Source organism: Streptomyces angustmyceticus, assembly GCF_040701845.1.
Lineage (GTDB): Bacteria > Actinomycetota > Actinomycetes > Streptomycetales > Streptomycetaceae > Streptomyces > Streptomyces angustmyceticus_A.
Genome location: NZ_JBFBHQ010000005.1, coordinates 384,388 through 401,686, shown reverse-complemented (window position 1 = coordinate 401,686; position 17,299 = coordinate 384,388). Strand labels below are relative to the sequence as shown.

Below are 17,299 nucleotides of genomic sequence, written 5' to 3'. Positions count from 1 at the left end.
AGGTCCATCGAAAGTTTTTGAGGAATACGTTCAGCTGGACTGAACGGTTGGGTCCCCCGGCGTCTGCGCGGCGGCCGCCTGCCGCAGCGCGGCGAGCACCCGCGCCAGACCCGGCGCCCCCTCGGAGCCTCGGCGGGCGGCGGCGACCACATGGCGGCGCGGCTGGTCGGCGTGCAGGACCCGCACCGCCACTCCCCCGCCGTGCCCGCCCCGAGTGCCGCCTTCCGCCGCCCCGCGCCCGGCGGCGCCGAGCCCGCCGGCCAGCGCCATCCGGGGCACCAGCGCCACGCCCATCCCCGCCGCGACCATCGCCCAGATCGCGCTCCAGTCGGCGGCGGCGTGCGCCTGCTCGGGCACGAACCCGGCGTTCTCGCAGGCGGTGGTGGTGATCTGCGACCAGGGCCCGCTGCTGCCGAAGATCCAGGGCTCGCCCGCCAGATCGGCCAGCCGCAGCCCCGGCTCGCCGGCCAGGGGATGGCCGGCCGGCAGCGCCACGTCGAGCGGGTCGGCGAGCAGCGAGACCCGGCTGAACTTGGGGTCGCGCGGGGTGGGGGCGTGCGCGGCCAGCGACAGCGCCAGATCGACACTGCCCTCGGCCAGCAGCTCGTAGGCCGCCTCGGCCTCCGCCTCCCGTACGACGACCGACAGGCCCGGGTGGCTGCGGCGCAGCTCCTGGACGGCCGGGACCACCAGGGCGGGGATGGCCGTGGAGAAGGCGCCGACCCGCACCTGGCCGGCCTCGCCCTGGAGGTAGCCGAGCAGGTCCGCGTCCGCGCGCTCCAGCTGGGCGAAGACCGCCTCGGCGTGCCGCAGCACCAGCTGCGCGGCGTCGGTCAGCCGGACCCGCCGGCCGTGCGCCTCCAGCAGCGTGACCCCGAGCGCCTTGGCGAGCCCGGTCAGCTGCTGGGAGACCGCCGAGGGCGTCATGTGCAGCGCCTCGGCGGTCGCGGTGACCGTGCCCAGCTCGTGGAGGGTGCGCAGGATGCGCAGCTTCTTGAGATCCCAGTCGGCCATGCGGGCAGCGTACGCACCCGCCGGCACGGTCACCCGCCCGCAGGCGGCGGCCCCGGGAGGCCGGCCGGGTCAGGCGCGGCGGTTGGCCTCGCGGCGGGCGAGGATGGCGGCCTGGCGCTCGTCGAACTTCCGCGCCTGGCCGTCCAGGCCGTCCATGAACAGCCCCAGCTCCTCCTGCGCGGCCAGCCCGGCCGGGCCCAGCCCGCCGATCTCCAGCACCTTCAAGAAGCGCAGCACCGGCTGCAGCACGTCGTCGTGGTGGATCCGCAGGTTGTAGATCCCGCCTATCGCCATCCGGGCGGCGGACCGCTCGAAACCGGGCATGCCGTGGCCGGGCATCCGGAAGCCGGTGACGACGTCGCGCACCGCGCACATGGTCTGGTCGGGCGCCATCTCGAAGGACGCGCCCAGGAGGTTGCGGTAGAAGACCATGTGGAGGTTCTCGTCGGTGGCGATCCGGGCCAGCATCCGGTCGCAGACCGGGTCGCCGGAGTGGTGGCCGGTGTTGCGGTGCGAGATGCGGGTGGCCAGCTCCTGGAAGGCGACGTACGCCACCGAGTGCAGCATGCTGTGCGCGTTGTCGGACTCGAAGCCCTCCGACATGTGGGCCATGCGGAACTGCTCCAGCTGGTCCGGGTCGACCGCACGGCTGGTGAGGAGGTAGTCGCGCATCACGATGCCGTGCCGGCCCTCCTCGGCGGTCCAGCGGTGCACCCAGGTGCCCCAGGCGCCGTCGCGGCCGAAGAGGGTGGCGATCTCGTGGTGGTAGCTGGGGAGGTTGTCCTCGGTGAGGAGGTTGACCACGAGGGCGATCCGGCCGATGTCGCTGACCTTGGACTGCTCGGGGTCCCAGGCCTCTCCGTCCAGCGGCCCGGGGAAGTTGCGCCCGTCGCTCCACGGCACGTACTCGTGCGGCATCCAGTCCTTGGCGACCTTCAGGTGGCGGTCGAGTTCCTTCTCGACGACCTCTTCGAGTGCGTAGAGCAGCTGAGCGTCGCTCCAGGCGGCCTGGCCGAGCTCTCCGTTATGGCGGGCGGGGGCGATGGTCACGGGGGAACTCCTGGGGACGATGACCTACGGGTCCGTAGGTTTGACCTACGGACCCGTAGGTTACGTCATCGTAGGTTAGGGCCGGTTAAACACCTCCCCCCGAGCAAACCGGCCGAAAAGCGCTCGATAGCCGCCCCGCAACCCCTTTTCCACCTGCGGAAATATCTGGGTACGACAAAGGGCGCCCCTCGGTTCTGTCACCGATGGGCGCCCCTTCCGGACCCCGTCCGGACATGACGAAGGGCGCCCCGCGGTCGATGACCGCGGGGCGCCCCGAAGGCGTCACTGGTGCCCGGCGTCAGCCCTTGGAGCCGGCCTGCTTGCGGGACTTGTCGCCGGCGACGACCAGTCCGGCGATGACGAGGAAGAGCACGATGGGTGCAGCGACATAGAGGCCGAGCGTGGCGATCACGCTCAGACCCGGACCCGGGTCGTCACCATCGTCGCGGGTGAGCGCAAACGCGGGGGACGACATCAGCAGCATCAGCGCGGTGCCGGCGGTGATGGTTCCGGCGCGCAGGACATTCTTATTGACCTTGTTGCTCACGAAGTCAACGTATCGGACGCCCCCGCGCCCCGCGCGCCCGGGGTGGCACAACCGGCGGCCCCGGCCGGGCGGAGCCACCACCGGCCGTCGGACAATTCGCGCATCAGCGCGTGCAGACGGGGCGAGGCGGCCAGCTCCTCCAGGGTGCGCGGAAGGCCGTCGGGGCCGGCGATCGGGAGGCGCCAGTTCGGGTACTCCTCCCATGTCCCGGGGAGGTTCTGCGGGCGCCGGTCCCCCACCGCGTCGGGCAGCCAGACGCCCACCATCCGCGCCGGGGTCCGCAGCAGGAAGCGGTGCACGGCCTTCACGGCCGCCTCCTCGTCGGCCGCCCCTTCGGGCAGCAGGCCGCGCCGCACCAACTCCCGCAGCCATGCGGTGCGTTCGTGCCGGGCGCGGGACCGCTCCCGCTCCGGCGGCCCGGCGAGCAGCCCGAGCCGTTCGCGCAGGGCGACGTCCTCACCGGTCAGCCGGGCCGCGGTGGGCGGCAGATCGTGGGTGGTGACGGTGGCCAGGCAGGCACTGCGCCACTCCTCGGGCGCCAGGATGCGGGCCACGGGGGCGGGGGCGGGCTTCGCGACGGGATCCGGGGCGGGCTTCGCAGCAGGCTTGGCGGCGGGATCCGGGGCAGGCTCCGGGCCGGGGTCCGAGGCGCGGCCCCGGGCCGGCTCCGAGATGGCCTCCGGGGCGGCCTCCCCGCCCCGCCCGTCGGTGTCCCCACTCCCGTAATCCCGCTCGAACCACAGCACCGACGTCCCCAGGACGCCCCGTTCGGCGAGTGCGCCGCGGACGCCCGGTTCGACGGTGCCCAGGTCCTCGCCGATCACCGCGGCACCGGCCCGGTGCGCCTCCAGGGCGAGCACCGAGAGCATCGCCTCACCGTCGTAGCGCACATAGGCGCCCTCCGTCGGCGGCCGGCCCTCCGGGACCCACCACAGCCGGAAAAGCCCCATCACATGGTCGATGCGCAGCGCCCCGGCGTGCCGCAGCATGCCGCGCAGCAGTTCCCGGTACGGGGCGTACCCGGCGGCGGCCAGCGCGTCCGGGCGCCAGGGCGGCAGCCCCCAGTCCTGGCCACGGGAGTTGAAGGCGTCCGGCGGCGCCCCGACGGACATCCCGGCGGCGAAGGCGTCCTGCTGCGCCCAGGTGTCGGCACCGGAGGGATGGACGCCGACGGCGAGGTCGTGCACCAGCCCGACACCCATCCCGGCCTCCCGCGCGCTGCGTTGGGCGGCGGCCAGCTGCTGGTCGGTGAGCCAGACCAGCCGGCTGTGGAAGTCGATCCGGTCCAGCAGCTGCGGCCGCAGCCGGGCCGTGGCCGCGGAGCGCGGGTCGCCCAGCCCGTCGGGCCAGCCGCGCCAGTCGGGGCCGTGCCGCTCGGCGATGGCGCACCAGGTGGCGTGGTCCTCCAGCGCCTCGCCCTGCTCGGCGAGGAAGTCGCAGTACGCGGCCCGGCGGCCCGGGGTCAGCGGGACCGTCCGCACCAGCTCCAGGGCCTCGCGCTTGAGCGCCCAGACCGCGTCCCGGTCGATCAGCGCGCCCCCGTCGAGCACTCCGTCGCGCAGCGCCCCGGCCCGCGCGGCGAGCTCCTCGGCCCGTAATCGCGCGGCGCCGGTGAGCCGGGCGTACTCCGGGATGTGCTCGATGCGCAGATGGACCGGGTCGGGGAAGCGGCGCGAGGAGGGCCGGTAGGGCGAGGGGTCGGTGGGCGGACCGGGGACGGCCGCGTGCAGCGGGTTGAGCTGGAGGAAGCCGGTGCCCAGGGCGCGCCCGGACCAGGCGGCGAGGTCGGCGAGGTCCCCCAGGTCGCCCATGCCCCAGGACTGCCGGGACAGGAGGGAGTAGAGCTGCACCAGGAAGCCGTGACTGCGGCCGGGCGGTGCGGGCACCCGGTCGGGCGCCACGATCAGGCGGGCGCGGGCACCGCGGCCGTCGGGGGCGGCGGCGTGCAGCACATGGATGCCGAGGGGCAGCCGGGCCAGGGCCGCCGGGCCGGACGCCGCCAGGCCCTCCGCGGCGGCCCCGCTCTCGGTCTCGACCCGCAGGGCGGTGCCTTCGGGGAGACGGGCGAGGTCGGGCGGGCGGCCCGGGCGGGCGACGACGGTGGGGGGAAGCAGGGCGCGGGCCGCGCGGTCCTCGTACGCGGCCAGGGCGCTGCGTACGGCCTGCGGGGTGGAGGCATCGACCCCCAGTGCGCCGAGCACGGCGACGACGGTGTCGCCGGTGACCTGGATGCTCCTGCCCGGCGAGGGTTCGTAGGAGGTGGCGATGCCGTGCAGCCGGGCGAGCCGCGCGCGGCCCATGGGTCCTCAGACCTCCATGGACTCCGTACCCAGGCCGGCGGCTGTCGGCTCGCTGGTCAGCGGCAGCTCGGCGGAGATCGGGACCTCGCTGGTCAGCGGGGCGGCGTCGGCGAGCGGGGGCTCGCTGGTCAGGGGCGGCTCGACGAAGCTGAAGGATCCGGAGCCGTCCAGGCCGGAATCGGGGTCGGACACCCCGTCGAAGATGTCGGACTCCATCGTCGCACCTCCCGGTTTGGAGGACAGGGCGTCGAGGAGCAGCTGAGCGGATGCGGCCACGAGGGCCTCCCGTTCATCGGTAATGGGACACGTTGGCCCTACCCACTCGACACGATCGCAGACGTATCCGGTCATGAAACGTGTCCCACGTCACATTATCCCCCACGCAGGCGATTTCACTGCGCGGAGCCCCGGAGGGCGTACAGAACGCCGGGAAGCGGGGCTCCGGGGCGGAATTCCTGCGGACCGGGAACCACCCCGGCACCGCCCCCGGCGCGGCTGCGGAAGGGGTCGCCGGCCCGGTCGCCGAGGGGGTCGGGCGCGGGGCCGCGGCCGACCGTCCGGGACCCGCCATCGCCTTGTTGACACCCGAACCGCCACAATGGTGGGCTCACGGCCGAAGGTCTGTCCGAACGGGCATCGGCGGGGTAAATCGGGGCGCCGGTGCGGACCGGCGGGTGATGGACGGGGACGAGGAGCAGCCGTGCGAGGCCGGGGCGTATGGAGCGTCGGAAGTATCGGTAGGAGCGGCCGGGGGATCGGCACGGGCGCCCGTGCGCGGGTGGCGGGGACCACCGCGCTGGCCGCCGCGGTCATCGGGGGCCTGCTCGGCGGGGTGCCCAGCGCCCAGGCGGCGCCCGCCGGCCACACCGTCGGCGCCGCCCCCGACCAGCCGGACCGGCCGGCCGGCGCCGGGCAGCTGCCCGCGGTCTGGCCGCGCCCGCAGTCGATGCGGGAACTCGGCACCGCCGTGCCGCTGGGCGACGAGGCGACCCTGGTGGCCGCGCCGGACACCGACCCCTACGCGCTGGACGTGCTGCGCGGCCTGCTGCGGGACGCCGGGGTACGCACCGTCCGGCAGGTGGCGCCCGGCGACCGGCTGCCCGCGGCCGGGCCGGTGATCCGGGTCGGCGGCGAGCAGGCCGCGGACGCCCTGCGGGCGCTGCGGGCACCGGCCCGCGGCGATCTGCCCGCCGGCGGCTACCGCCTGGCCGTGGGCCAGGTCGCGGGCCGGGACACCGTCGCCCTGGACGGCGTCGGCCCCGACGGCCTCTTCCACGGGGCGCAGACCCTGCGGCAGCTGGTCACCGACGGCACGGAGGGGTCCTCCGGCCGGGGCGGCGGGCGGCGGGCCGGCCGGCAGCTGGCCTCGGTCGCCGTGCGCGACTGGCCCGGCACGGCGGTGCGCGGCACCACCGAGGGCTTCTTCGGGCAGCCCTGGAGCCAGGCCCAGCGGCTCGCCCAGCTGGACTTCATGGGCCGCACCAAGCAGAACCACTACCTGTACGCGCCGGGGGACGATCCGTACCGCCAGGCGCGGTGGCGCGACCCCTACCCGGCCGACCAGCGCGCCGGCTTCCGGGCGCTGGCCGAGCGGGCCCGCGCCAACCACATCACGCTGGGCTGGGCCGTCGCCCCGGGCCAGGCGATGTGCCTGTCGTCCGAGGAGGACCTGCGGGCGCTGCGGCGCAAGGTGGACGCGATGTGGGCGCTGGGCGTGCGCTCCTTCCAGCTGCAGTTCCAGGACGTCAGCTACAGCGAGTGGCACTGCGACGCCGACGCGGACGCCTTCGGCTCCGGCCCCCGGGCCGCCGCCGAGGCGCAGGCCAAGGTCGCCAACGCGCTCGCCGCACACCTGGCGCGGCGCCACCCGCGGGCCCCGGCGCTCTCGCTGATGCCGACCGAGTACTACCAGGACGGCACGACGGCGTACCGCCGGGCGCTGGCCGACGCGCTCGGCGACGGGGTCGAGGTGGCCTGGACCGGTGTGGGCGTGGTCCCGCGGACCATCACCGGCGGCGAGCTGTCCACCGCCCGCCAGGCGTTCGGCCACTCCCTGGTCACCATGGACAACTACCCGGTCAACGACTACGCCCAGGACCGGATCTTCCTCGGCGCCTACCGCGGCAGGGAACCGGCCGTCGCCACCGGCTCGACGGCGCTGCTCGCCAACGCCATGGAGCAGCCCCTCGCCTCCCGCATCCCGCTGTTCACGGCCGCCGACTACGCATGGAACCCGCGCGACTACCACCCGGACCGGTCCTGGGACGCGGCCGTCGACGACCTGGCGGGCGGCGATCCGCGGGGCCGTGCCGCGCTGCGCGCGCTGGCCGGCAACGCCTCCTCCTCGCTGCTCGACCGGACCGAGTCGGGGTATCTGCGACCCCTGATCGACCGCTTCTGGAAGGCCCGCGAGGCGGCGGTCAACCACGGCCGGCCCGGCCGGGACCCGGACCTCGCCGAGGCGGCCGAGGCGCTGCGGGCCGCGTTCCGCACCATGCGCGACGTGCCCCGCGACCTGCGCTCGGACCTGGCCACCGAGATCCGTCCGTGGGCCGAGCAGCTGGCCCGCTACGGCAGCGCCGGTGAGCAGGCCGTCGACACGCTCATGGCGCAGGCGCATGGCGACGGCGACGCCGCCTGGTCGGCCCAGCGCGCCGTGCAGCGGCTGCGCACGGAGTGCGCGCACAGCCCGGCGACGGTCGGCAAGGGCGTGCTGGCCCCGTTCCTGGAGCGGGCGATGACCGAGGCCGATGCCTGGACCGGCGCCCGCCGGGACACCCCCCGGCCCGACGACGGCGCCGACACGACGTCGCTGACCGTCCCCTTCCAGCGGACCCGCCCGCTGGCCGCGGTGACCGCCCTGACCGACCCGGGGCCGTCCGCGGGCGCCGTCTCCGTCGAGGCGCACGTCCCGGGCGAGGGCTGGCGCCGCCTCGACCGGCTCTCCCCCACCGGCTGGACCGAATCCAAGACGCCCGGGCTGCGCGCCGACGCGGTACGGCTGACCTGGGCGAAGGGCGCGGACGCACCGGCCGTGCACGCCGTCACGCCCTGGTTCGACGACACCCCGGCCGCCGGCCTCGAACTGTCCCGCAAGGAGGCGGACGCCCAGACCGGCGGCAGCGCCACGGTCGACGCCCTGGTCTACTCCCGCCGCCCCGGCGACGTCCGCGGGAAGCTGTCGGTCAAGGCGCCCAAGGGCTTCACGGTGCATGCCCCCGCGAAGGTCACCGCGCCGCGCGGCGGCACGGCCACGGTCCGTATCACCGTCGACGTCCCCGAGGACACGCCGTCGGGGACGTACGAGATCCCGGTGGAGATCGGCGGCGCGGAGCAGACGCTGACGGTGCGGACGTACCCGCGCACCGGCGGCAAGGACCTGGCGCGCGGCACCGTCGCCACCTCCTCCGGGGACGAGACCGCCGGCTTCCCGGCATCGGCGGCCACCGACGGCGACCCCGGGACCCGCTGGTCCTCCCCCGCCGAGGACGGCGCCTGGCTGCAGTTCGCACTGGCCCACCCCACCCGCCTCGGCCGGATCGTCCTGAACTGGCAGGACGCCTACGCCGCCCGCTACCGCATCCAGGTCTCGGCGGACGGCCGCAGCTGGCGCACCGCGGCCACGGTCCGGGACGGCAAGGGCGGTCGCGAATCCATCAGGATGGACGCCGAGGGCGCCCGCTTCGTCCGCATCCAGGGCGACAAGCGGGCCACCCGCTTCGGCTACTCGCTGTGGTCCGTGGAGGCGTACGCGGTCGCCGGCCAGGGGCCGGGAGACGCGGATCGGGGACCGGCGGACACGGACCACGGGCCGGACGGCGCGGACCGGGGGCCGGCCGGGAAGGACGACGGACCGGGCGGCAGGAACGGCCCCGGGCCGGCCGGCAAGGGGAAGGGCCCTGAGCAGTCGGGCGCGGGCCACGGCTGAGCGGTAGGTGCCCCCGGGGCGCGCGGGCGGTTCCCCTCCTCCTGGGGCAACGGGCTGCCGTCGTGGGCGCCGCGGGACCCTCGTCGCCGCGGCACCCGGCCACGGGGCGAGGGTCCGGCGGCGTCCGCCCCGGCCGGAGCGGGACGTCCCCGAAGGGCGGGACGTCCGCACCACCGTCGAAGACGCAGAAACCCGGACCTACGCCGATACGGCGTCGATCCGGGCCAGGGCGTCATCCGCGCCGTACGGCTGCAAATACGGCAGCCAGCGCGGGTCGCGATGGCCCGTCCCGATGATCCGCCACGCCAGTCCTGATGGCGGGGCGGGCTGATGCCGCAGCCGCCAGCCGATCTCGGCGACATGGCGGTCGGCCTTGACGTGGTTGCAGCGCCGGCAGGCGGCGACGACGTTCTCCCAGGTGTGCTGACCTCCGCGGCTGCGCGGGATGACGTGGTCGACGCTGGTTGCGACGCCACCGCAGTACATACAGCGCCCGCCGTCACGGGCGAACAGCGCCCGGCGGGTCAGTGGCACGGGGCCTCGAAAGGGCACCCGCACGAACCGCTTCAAGCGGACCACGCTCGGAGCGGGTATGACATGGGTCGCACTGTGCATCAGGGCGCCGGACTCCTCGAGGCTGACAGCCTTCTCATTGAGGACGAGGATGAGCGCGCGGCGGAGCGGTACGACGCCGAGCGGCTCGTACGACGCGTTGAGGACCAGGACATGCGGCACGGGTGCCTCCTTGTACGCCGGCGGCGCGTGGCTCGCGCCGGGACGATCTCCCCACAGTGTCCCCCGGTGCCTGGTGAGAGCGCCACCATGACCGAGTAACGGGTCGGAGGTGTTTTCCACCACACACCGGTACCTCCGTCCGGAACCGGGCTCATTCCGGCCTCCGCACAACTATCCGACTCGAACAAGGGCGCGGACCGCTCCCGTTGCCCCGTTAGTGTGGTTGGTCTGCCCGGTTTCCTGGGGTCCCACCGAGGCCCGGGTCTGCTGTCCCACACGGAAGGTTCGACTGTGTTCTGGTCCGCTTCGCCGGCCGCCGGCGCGCACCTGCGCGCCGCCACGCCCGGCACATCCGGCCCGACGTCGCTCGACGACGCCACTCAGAAGGCCACCAACGCCGCCGGCTGGGTGCAGGAGAACTGGGGGACGTGGCTCACGTCCAGCCTGCAGATCTTGCTCATCATCGTGATCGCGGTGGTGCTGCGGCATGTGATCCGCCGCACCATCACCAAGCTCATCGAGCGGATGAACCGCACCGCGGCCGCCGCCCAGGGCACCGCGCTGGGCGGTCTGCTCGTGAACGCCGAGAGACGCCGGCAGCGCTCCGAGGCCATCGGCTCGGTGCTGCGCAGCGTCGCCTCGTTCGTGATCATGGGCACCGCCGCACTGACGGTGCTCTCCGTGCTGAAGATCAACCTGGCGCCGCTGCTGGCCAGTGCCGGTGTGGCCGGTGTCGCCATCGGTTTCGGCGCCCGCAACCTCGTCACCGACTTCCTCTCCGGCGTCTTCATGATCCTGGAGGACCAGTACGGCGTCGGCGACGAGATCGACGCCGGGGTGGCCACCGGTACGGTCATCGAGGTCGGCCTGCGCGTCACCAAGCTGCGCGGCCCCAACGGCGCGATCTGGTACATCCGCAACGGCGAGGTCAAGCGGATCGGCAACCTCAGCCAGGGCTGGTCCACCGCCGCCGTCGACGTGGTGATCGCCGCCGACCAGGACCTGGAGCGCGCCCGCGAGACCATCACCGCCGCCGGCGAGGAGATGTCCAAGGCCGAGCCCTGGAACGAGCAGCTGTGGGAGCCGGTGGAGGTCCTCGGCCTGAGCGAGGTGCACCTGGACACGGTCACCATCAGCGTTTCGGCCAAAACCATGCCCGGCAAGGCACCCGGCGTGGAACGCGAACTGCGCTGGCGCATCAAGCGCGCCCTCGACGCCGCCGGCGTCCACCTCGCCCCCCGCCCGGCCCCCGAGGACGAGGAGGAAGAGGCCGCCGACCCCACCGCCGCCATGGCCGCCCCCTCGGCCCTCAACAACCCCCTCTCCCCCCAGTCCGTGGCCACCAGCCCGATCGCTTCGCCGTCGAAGACGGGGAAGTAGCACCCCGCCGCGCCGTACCGCCGTGACGCCCCGGGCCTCGCTCGCCGAGCCCGGGGCGTCACGGCTTCGCCGTCTCTCCGACGGAGCGCCGGATGCCCCGGGCCCGGCGACCGGCAGCCAGGGGGCCTGCGGACCGCCGCGAAGTTGCGCCGCCGCCCCATTGACGCGCCCCCGCCCGCCCCCTACCTTCCTGTTCAGTTATTGGAAGGTTTGTTAACAGATGACCGGTGGGTCGTACGGCCCCCGGTGGACGGGGTGGGGCATGGGCAGGGGGCAGGGTGTGCGGGGGGTGCCGGGGACGCCGCGGGTGCTGCGGGCCATGAACGACCGGGCCGCGCTCGATCTGCTGGTGTCGCGGGGCCCGTTGACCCGCACGCAGATCGGGGAGCTGACCGGGCTGTCGAAGCCCACCGCCTCGCAGGTGCTGGCCCGGCTGGAGGCGGCGGGGCTGGTGCGGACGACCGGGAACGTGACCGGGCGGCCGGGGCCCAGCGCGCAGCTCTACGAGATCGACCCGACGGCGGCGCACGTCGCCGCGCTGGCCGTCGATCAGCAGGGGATCACCGCCGCCGTCGCCGACCTCACCGGGCAGGTGCTCGGTCGGGAGCGGGTCGGCACCGACGCCGTCGCCCCGGGCGCGCCGCACCGGACGGCGCGGTTGGTCGCGCGGGCCGTCGACGGGGCGCTGGCCGGGGCCGGGCTGGCGCGCGAGCAGGTGCACGGGACGGTGATCGGCACGCCCGGCGCCCTGGACCCGCGGACCGGCCGGCTGCGCTACGCGCCGCACCTGCCGGACTGGCACTCGCGGGCGCTCGAGGAGGAGCTGGCCGAGGTGCTGGGCACGCCGGTCACCATCGAGAACGATGTGAACCTGGCGGCGGTCGCCGAGCAGTACGAGGGGGCCGCCCGGGACGTCGACGACTTCGTGCTGGTGTGGGTCGGCGAGGGGGTCGGCGCCGCCATCGTGCTGGACGGCCGGCTGCTGCGCGGAGCCACCGGCGGCGCGGGCGAGATCGGCTACATGCCGCTGCCGGGCGCCCCGTTGTCCCGGGGCGGCGACCGCAGCGCCGCGCGGCCGGACGCCGGCGGCGGCTTCCAGCGGCTGGTCGGGGCGCCGAGCGTGCTCGCACTGGCCCGGGAGCACGGGGACCCGCAGGTCCGTACGGTCGCCGGGGCGCTGGCGCGGGACGAGGTCCGGGCGGAGGTCGCACGGCGGCTGGCGACCGGGATCGCGGCCGTGGTCGCGGTGGTCGACCCGCGGCTGGTGGTGCTCTCCGGCGAGGTCGCGCAGGCCGGCGGGGAAGCGCTGCGCGCCCTGGTGGAGGAGGAGTTCACCGGGCTCGCGCTGCCCCGTCCCGCCCTGCGCCTGAGCGATGTCGACGGCCCGCCGATCCTGATCGGCGCCCTGCGGACCGCGCTGGCGAAGGCCCGCGATGCGGTGTTCCACACGGGCTGAGCGGTCCGGGCCGGGGCCGGACGGTTCCCCGCCATGGCCGCAACGCCGCCGCCCACGGCACCGTTCACGATCGTTTTCCGCTTCGTCCAGAAGGCCTTCGTCGAAGGCGTCACGCTCACCGGAGTGAAGGGCTGATCCTGTATGCCGGTTTCCCAGGGACGCGCCGCGCACCCCCGCATCAAGCTCGCCGTGGTCGGCGGCGGCTCGACCTACACCCCCGAACTCGTCGACGGCTTCGCGCGGCTGCAGGACGTCCTGCCGCTGGAGGAGCTCGTCCTGATCGACCCGGCGGCGGAGCGGCTGGAGCTGGTGGGCGGCCTGGCCCGGCGGATCTTCGCCAGGCAGGGGCACCCCGGCCGGATCTCCTGGACCGCGGACCTGGACGCCGGCGTCGACGGCGCGGACGCCGTGCTGCTGCAACTGCGCGTCGGCGGCCAGGCCGCCCGCCACCAGGACGAGACCTGGCCGCTGGAGTGCGGCTGCGTCGGCCAGGAGACCACCGGCGCCGGCGGGCTCGCCAAGGCGCTGCGCACGGTCCCGGTCGTCCTGGACATCGCCGAGCGGGTGCGCCGCCGCACCCCCCGGGCCTGGATCGTCGACTTCACCAACCCCGTCGGCATCGTCACCCGCGCCCTGCTCGCCCACGGCCACCACGCCGTCGGGCTGTGCAACGTCGCCATCGGCCTCCAGCGCAGGTTCGCCGCGCTGCTGGGCGTCCCACCGGGCGAGGTCGAGCTGGAGCACGTCGGCCTCAACCACCTCACCTGGGAGCGGGCGGTCCGCGTCGGGGGCCAGGACGTCCTGCCCCGGCTGCTGAAGGACCACGGCGGCGCCCTCGCCGACCACCTGCGCCTGCCCCGCGCGCTCCTCGACCGCCTCGGCGCCGTCCCCTCCTACTACCTGCGCTACTACTACCAACACGACGCGGTCGTGGAGGAGTTGCGCGGCAGGCCCTCCCGGGCCGAGGAGGTCGCCGCCCTCGAACGGCAGCTCCTGGAGCGCTACGGCGATCCGGCGCTCGACGAGAAGCCGGAGCTGCTGTCCCGGCGCGGCGGTGCCTTCTACTCGGAGGCCGCGGTGGCGCTCACCGCCTCCCTCCTGCGGGACACCGGGGACACCCAGGTCGTCAACACCCTCAACCGCGGCACCCTGCCGTTCCTGCCCGACGACGCGGTCATCGAGGTGCCCGCGACCGTGGACGCGACGGGCGCAACACCCCTTCCCGTGCGCCCCCTCGAACCGCTGTACGCCGGGCTGGTCGCACACGTCACCGCCTACGAACACCTCGCCCTGGAGGCCGCGCTGTGGGGCAGGGGCGGCCGGCGGGCGGACCGGGCCGGCGGGCGCGACGCCGTGTTCTCCGCCCTCCTCGCCCACCCCCTGATCGGCCGGGCCGACCACGCCGACCGGCTCACCGACCAGCTGCTCGCGCACAACCGGGAGCACCTGGCGTGGGCCTGACGGGCACGGCGCTCGCCGTCGACGCGGGCAACAGCAAGACCGACGTGGCGCTGGTGACCGCCAACGGCGACGTGCTCGGCACGGCACGCGGCGGCGGCTTCCGGCCGCCGGTGGTCGGCGTCGGCCGGGCGGTCGACGTCCTGGCCCCGCTGGTGCGGTCGGTGCTGGCCCGGGCCGGGCACCCCGGCCCCGTCGACCACCTCTCCGCCTTCCTCGCCAACGCCGACCTCCCCGTGGAGGAGGCCGCGCTCACCGCGGAGATCGCGGGCCGCGGGTGGGCGCGCACGGTGCGCGTGCGCAACGACACCTTCGCGCTGCTGCGGGCCGGGCTGCCGGACGACGGGGAGCGGGTGGGCGTCGCCGTGGTGTGCGGGGCGGGCATCAACTGCGCGGGGACCGGCCGCGCGGGGGCCACCGCACGTTTCCCCGCCCTCGGCCGGCTCTCCGGGGACTGGGGCGGCGGTGCGTTCCTCGCCGACGAGGCGCTGTGGTGCGCGGCCCGCGCCGAGGACGGCCGCGGCGCACCGACCGGGCTGGCCACGGTCCTGCCCGCGCACTTCGGCCTGACCACCATGGCGGAGCTGACCGAGGCCCTGCACCTGCGGTCCCTGCCCGGCCACCGCCGCCACGAGCTGACGCCGCTCCTCTTCGCCGTCGCGGACTCCGGCGACGCGGTCGCCCGCGCCCTCGTGGTCCGCCAGGCGGAGGAGATCGCCCTCCTGGCCGGCGTCGCCCTGGGCCGTCTCGGCCTCCTCGGCACACCGGTCCCCGTGGTCCTGGGCGGCGGGGTCCTGGCCGCCCGGCACCCCCTCCTCGACGACCACGTCACCCGGCTCCTGGCGGAGCGCGCCCCCCGGGCGAGCCCCCGTGTGGTGACCGCCCCGCCGGTCATGGGCGCGGCCCTGGACACCCTGGACCGGGCGGGGGCGGAGCCGGGGGCCTACCGGCGGTTGAGGGGAACGTGGGAGTAGGAGGGCGCCTTCCGGGAGGGTGTCTTCCGGGAGGGCGCCTTCCGGGAGGGCGTCTTCTCCCTCAGCAGGAACCCTCTCTCCCCCGGGTCCTCCCTCAGTCCTCCCCCGGAAGCGCCAGGTCCCGTACGTGCCCGGCCAGGAGGAGGACCGCGGCGTCCACGGCGGCCTGGGGGTTGCGGGCGCGGATGGCGTCGGTGAGGCGGGAGTGCGGGTCGTCGGGCGCGGCGGTGGCGGTGTCCAGGCAGGCGGCGCGCCGGAGTTCCTCGCGCAGGGCCGCGCTCAGGGAGCGGTAGATGTCGGCGAGGACGGGGTTGTCGCTCGCCTCGGCGACCAGGACGTGGAACTCCGCGTCGGCGGCGGTGAACGCCTCGTCGTCCTGCGCGGCGAGGGCCGCCCTCCGGCGGGACAGCGCGGCCTCGATCCCGGCGAGCTGGGCGTCGGTGCGGTGCTTGGCGGCCTGGCGGGCGGCGACCACGTCGAGGCCCTGGCGGACCTGGGTGACATGGCTGAGCTCGGCGCGTTCGAGGCGGCGGCGCAGGGCGACCGCGCTGTCGTCGTCGGAGATCACGAAGGTGCCGTCGCCCTGCCGGGGCTCCAGGAGGCCGGAGTGCACCAGGGACCGGACGGCTTCGCGGACCGAGGCACGGCTGACACCGAGGGTGTCGGAGAGCGCGCTCTCGGGCGGGATGCGGCTGCCCACCGGCCAGGTGCCGTTCACGATCTGGGCGCGGATCTCGTCGGTCGCGGTCTCCACGAGCGACACCCTGCCCTTGCGCACCGACTGCACGAGCTCACTCCCCCTCCGGCACGGTGGCCGGAATCCGGTCTCACCTGATGTCTGACGACTTGCCGCCAACTCTAGTGCGGGACCCGGCGGCAGCGGGCCCGCAAGCTCCCGCCCCGGTGGCACGGCATGCCCGCCGGATCGCGATCCGAACAAGATCGGGGCAATCGCGGTGTGTGCCCCGGCGGCTGCGGACATACTGCTGCCCATGCACCAGTCCTCCGTGTGAGCGCTCCCCGGCGCCGGGCGCGGGGGCCGGTCCCGACGTCAGCGCCCAGGGGGAGGTTCCGTGTCGACCACCAGCGTGTCACCGCCCGCCACGGGGCGCAGGACGGCCTGGGCCGAGGGGCTGGACGAGCTGCGGGCCGCGGCGCGGACGGAGCCGGGCCGGCTGCGGGTGATCGGTGCCGTACTGGCCCTGCTGGTGGTGGTGTTCGGCACGGTGGCGGCCTGGCAGGTCACGAACCGGGCGGCGGCCGCCGACGACGTCGTGGAGCACAGCCAGCCGCTGACCGCGGACGCGGCGAGCATCTACCGCTCGCTGGCGGACGCCGACACGACGGCCGCGGCCGGCTTCCTGACCGGCCGCACGGAGAGCGGGGCGATCCGCGACCGCTATGCCGCCGACCTCTCCACGGCGTCCGCGCTGCTGGTCAAGGCGGCCGCCAACAGCAGTGGTTCGCCCGCGGCGCGCGCGCAGATCGCCAGGCTCAACAGCGGGCTGCCGCGCTACGCGGGGCTGGTGGAGACGGCGCGGGCGAACAACCGCCAGGGGCTGCCGCTGGGCGGCGCGTACCTGCGGTACGCCAATGAGCGGATGCGGACGGAACTCCTCCCCGCCGCACGCGCGTTGTACGACGCGGAGACGGACCGGCTGGCGGCGGACTACCGCGCGGCCGGGGCACGGCCGTGGCTCGCGATGGGGGCGGGGGTGGTGGCGATCGGCGCGCTGGGGTGGGCGCAGCGGCGGCACTACCGGCGCACCAACCGGGTGTTCAACCGCGGCCTGGTGGCGGCGACGGCCTCGTCCGCCGTCGTATTGGTGTGGCTGGTGGCGGGGCATACGGTGGCGCGTACGGGCCTGACGGGTTCGTACGAGCACGGTGCCCGGTCACTGCGGGTGCTCAACGAGGCGCGGATCGACGCGCTGCAGGCGCGCGGGGACGAGAACCTGACGCTGGTGGCGCGCGGTGCGGTGCTGACCGGGGGCGGGCAGGACTTCTACGAGGCCGGTTTCCGTTCCGGGATGGCGGATCTGGCGGGCGGGGGCGAGCACGGCGATGCGGGGCCGGGGAGCAGGCTGGGCGCGGCGCTGGCGCTGGCGGACGACGAGGCCGGGCGGCGTCCGGTGCGCGAGGCGCTGACGCGGGTGCGGCAGTGGCAGGAGCGGCACGGCGCGGCGCGGGCGGCGGACGACAAGGGCGACTACGAAAGGGCGCTGGCCAAGGTGATCGGCCCGGAGGGGTCCACCGGCGAGTCCTTCGACCGGGTGGCCGCCGGGCTGCAACGGGCGCTGGTGCACGAACAAGCGGAGTTCCGGTCGGCGGCGGACGCCGGGCGGGCGGCGCTGCGCGGGCTCGCGGTGGGGGCCGGGGTGCTGGCGGCGGCGGGAGCGGTGGGCGCGGTGCTGGGGATCGGCCGCAGGCTGGCGGAGTACCGGTGACGAGGTCCGG

At 75.3% G+C, this 17,299-nt stretch carries 13 protein-coding genes and 1 pseudogene; 7 read left to right on the top strand and 7 right to left on the bottom strand.

Going from position 1 to position 17,299, the window contains the following annotated elements:
• Positions 1–30: 30 nt before the first annotated feature.
• From AB0411_RS14935 to AB0411_RS14915, 5 genes are all read right to left on the bottom strand, one after another.
• Positions 31–1,014 (bottom strand): LysR family transcriptional regulator, encoded by a 984-nt coding sequence (locus AB0411_RS14935; protein WP_366417687.1) that lies wholly within the window; start codon positions 1,012–1,014, stop codon positions 31–33.
• A gap of 69 nt (positions 1,015–1,083) precedes the next feature.
• Positions 1,084–2,064, bottom strand: a complete 981-nt coding sequence (locus tag AB0411_RS14930; protein ID WP_366417686.1) for an acyl-ACP desaturase — start codon at positions 2,062–2,064, stop codon at positions 1,084–1,086.
• A gap of 298 nt (positions 2,065–2,362) precedes the next feature.
• Entirely contained in the window at positions 2,363–2,611 is a 249-nt protein-coding gene (locus tag AB0411_RS14925) for a hypothetical protein (RefSeq protein WP_086716161.1), read from the bottom strand.
• Positions 2,608–4,911, bottom strand: coding sequence for a 4-alpha-glucanotransferase (gene malQ, locus AB0411_RS14920; protein WP_366417685.1), 2,304 nt, complete (start codon positions 4,909–4,911; stop codon positions 2,608–2,610). The genes AB0411_RS14925 and malQ overlap by 4 nt, the downstream gene beginning before the upstream one ends.
• Before the next feature lie 6 nt (positions 4,912–4,917).
• Positions 4,918–5,187, bottom strand: a complete 270-nt coding sequence (locus tag AB0411_RS14915; RefSeq protein WP_086717658.1) for a hypothetical protein — start codon at positions 5,185–5,187, stop codon at positions 4,918–4,920.
• Positions 5,188–5,689: 502 nt separating this feature from the next.
• Here AB0411_RS14915 and AB0411_RS14910 point away from each other — a divergent pair.
• On the top strand, positions 5,690–8,839 hold the full coding sequence (locus AB0411_RS14910) for a beta-N-acetylglucosaminidase domain-containing protein (RefSeq protein WP_366417684.1): 3,150 nt from the start codon (positions 5,690–5,692) through the stop codon (positions 8,837–8,839).
• 198 nt (positions 8,840–9,037) lie between these two features.
• Here the strand turns inward: AB0411_RS14910 and AB0411_RS14905 are convergent, their stop codons facing one another.
• The gene (locus tag AB0411_RS14905; protein ID WP_006605595.1) at positions 9,038–9,574 is read right to left on the bottom strand and encodes an HNH endonuclease; all 537 of its coding nucleotides are present in this window, start codon (positions 9,572–9,574) and stop codon (positions 9,038–9,040) included.
• 291 nt (positions 9,575–9,865) lie between these two features.
• Between AB0411_RS14905 and AB0411_RS14900 the strand changes: the two genes are divergently transcribed.
• The 5 genes and pseudogenes from AB0411_RS14900 to AB0411_RS14880 all read left to right on the top strand — a co-directional run bounded on the left by AB0411_RS14900 (position 9,866) and on the right by AB0411_RS14880 (position 14,842).
• Entirely contained in the window at positions 9,866–10,954 is a 1,089-nt protein-coding gene (locus AB0411_RS14900) for a mechanosensitive ion channel family protein (protein ID WP_366417683.1), read from the top strand.
• Between the two features lie 319 nt (positions 10,955–11,273).
• Positions 11,274–12,410: an ROK family transcriptional regulator gene (locus tag AB0411_RS14895; RefSeq protein ID WP_366417818.1), complete on the top strand. Its 1,137-nt coding sequence runs from the start codon at positions 11,274–11,276 to the stop codon at positions 12,408–12,410.
• 33 nt (positions 12,411–12,443) lie between these two features.
• Positions 12,444–12,545, top strand: a pseudogene (locus AB0411_RS14890) (carbohydrate ABC transporter permease); the annotation flags it as partial.
• 42 nt (positions 12,546–12,587) lie between these two features.
• Positions 12,588–13,871 carry a 6-phospho-beta-glucosidase gene (locus AB0411_RS14885; RefSeq protein ID WP_366417817.1) on the top strand — a complete coding sequence of 428 codons (1,284 nt, stop codon included), beginning with the start codon at positions 12,588–12,590 and terminating at the stop codon, positions 13,869–13,871.
• Positions 13,862–14,842: an N-acetylglucosamine kinase gene (locus AB0411_RS14880; protein ID WP_366417682.1), complete on the top strand. Its 981-nt coding sequence runs from the start codon at positions 13,862–13,864 to the stop codon at positions 14,840–14,842. The genes AB0411_RS14885 and AB0411_RS14880 overlap by 10 nt, the downstream gene beginning before the upstream one ends.
• Positions 14,843–14,936: 94 nt before the next feature.
• Here AB0411_RS14880 and AB0411_RS14875 read toward each other — a convergent pair whose 3' ends face one another.
• Positions 14,937–15,629 carry a FadR/GntR family transcriptional regulator gene (locus tag AB0411_RS14875; protein WP_366417681.1) on the bottom strand — a complete coding sequence of 231 codons (693 nt, stop codon included), beginning with the start codon at positions 15,627–15,629 and terminating at the stop codon, positions 14,937–14,939.
• Between the two features lie 286 nt (positions 15,630–15,915).
• On the opposite strand from AB0411_RS14875, the gene AB0411_RS14870 reads away from it, so the two are divergent.
• Positions 15,916–17,289 carry a hypothetical protein gene (locus AB0411_RS14870; protein WP_366417680.1) on the top strand — a complete coding sequence of 458 codons (1,374 nt, stop codon included), beginning with the start codon at positions 15,916–15,918 and terminating at the stop codon, positions 17,287–17,289.
• Positions 17,290–17,299: the final 10 nt, after the last annotated feature.

Bases quoted from the DNA above. Each gene is read 5' to 3' on its own strand.
- AB0411_RS14935 (WP_366417687.1), bottom strand. From the start codon at position 1,014: ATGGCCGACTGGGATCTCAAGAAGCTGCGCATCCTGCGCACCCTCCAC.
- malQ (WP_366417685.1), bottom strand. From the start codon at position 4,911: ATGGGCCGCGCGCGGCTCGCCCGGCTGCACGGCATCGCCACCTCCTAC.
- AB0411_RS14895 (WP_366417818.1), top strand. From the start codon at position 11,274: ATGAACGACCGGGCCGCGCTCGATCTGCTGGTGTCGCGGGGCCCGTTG.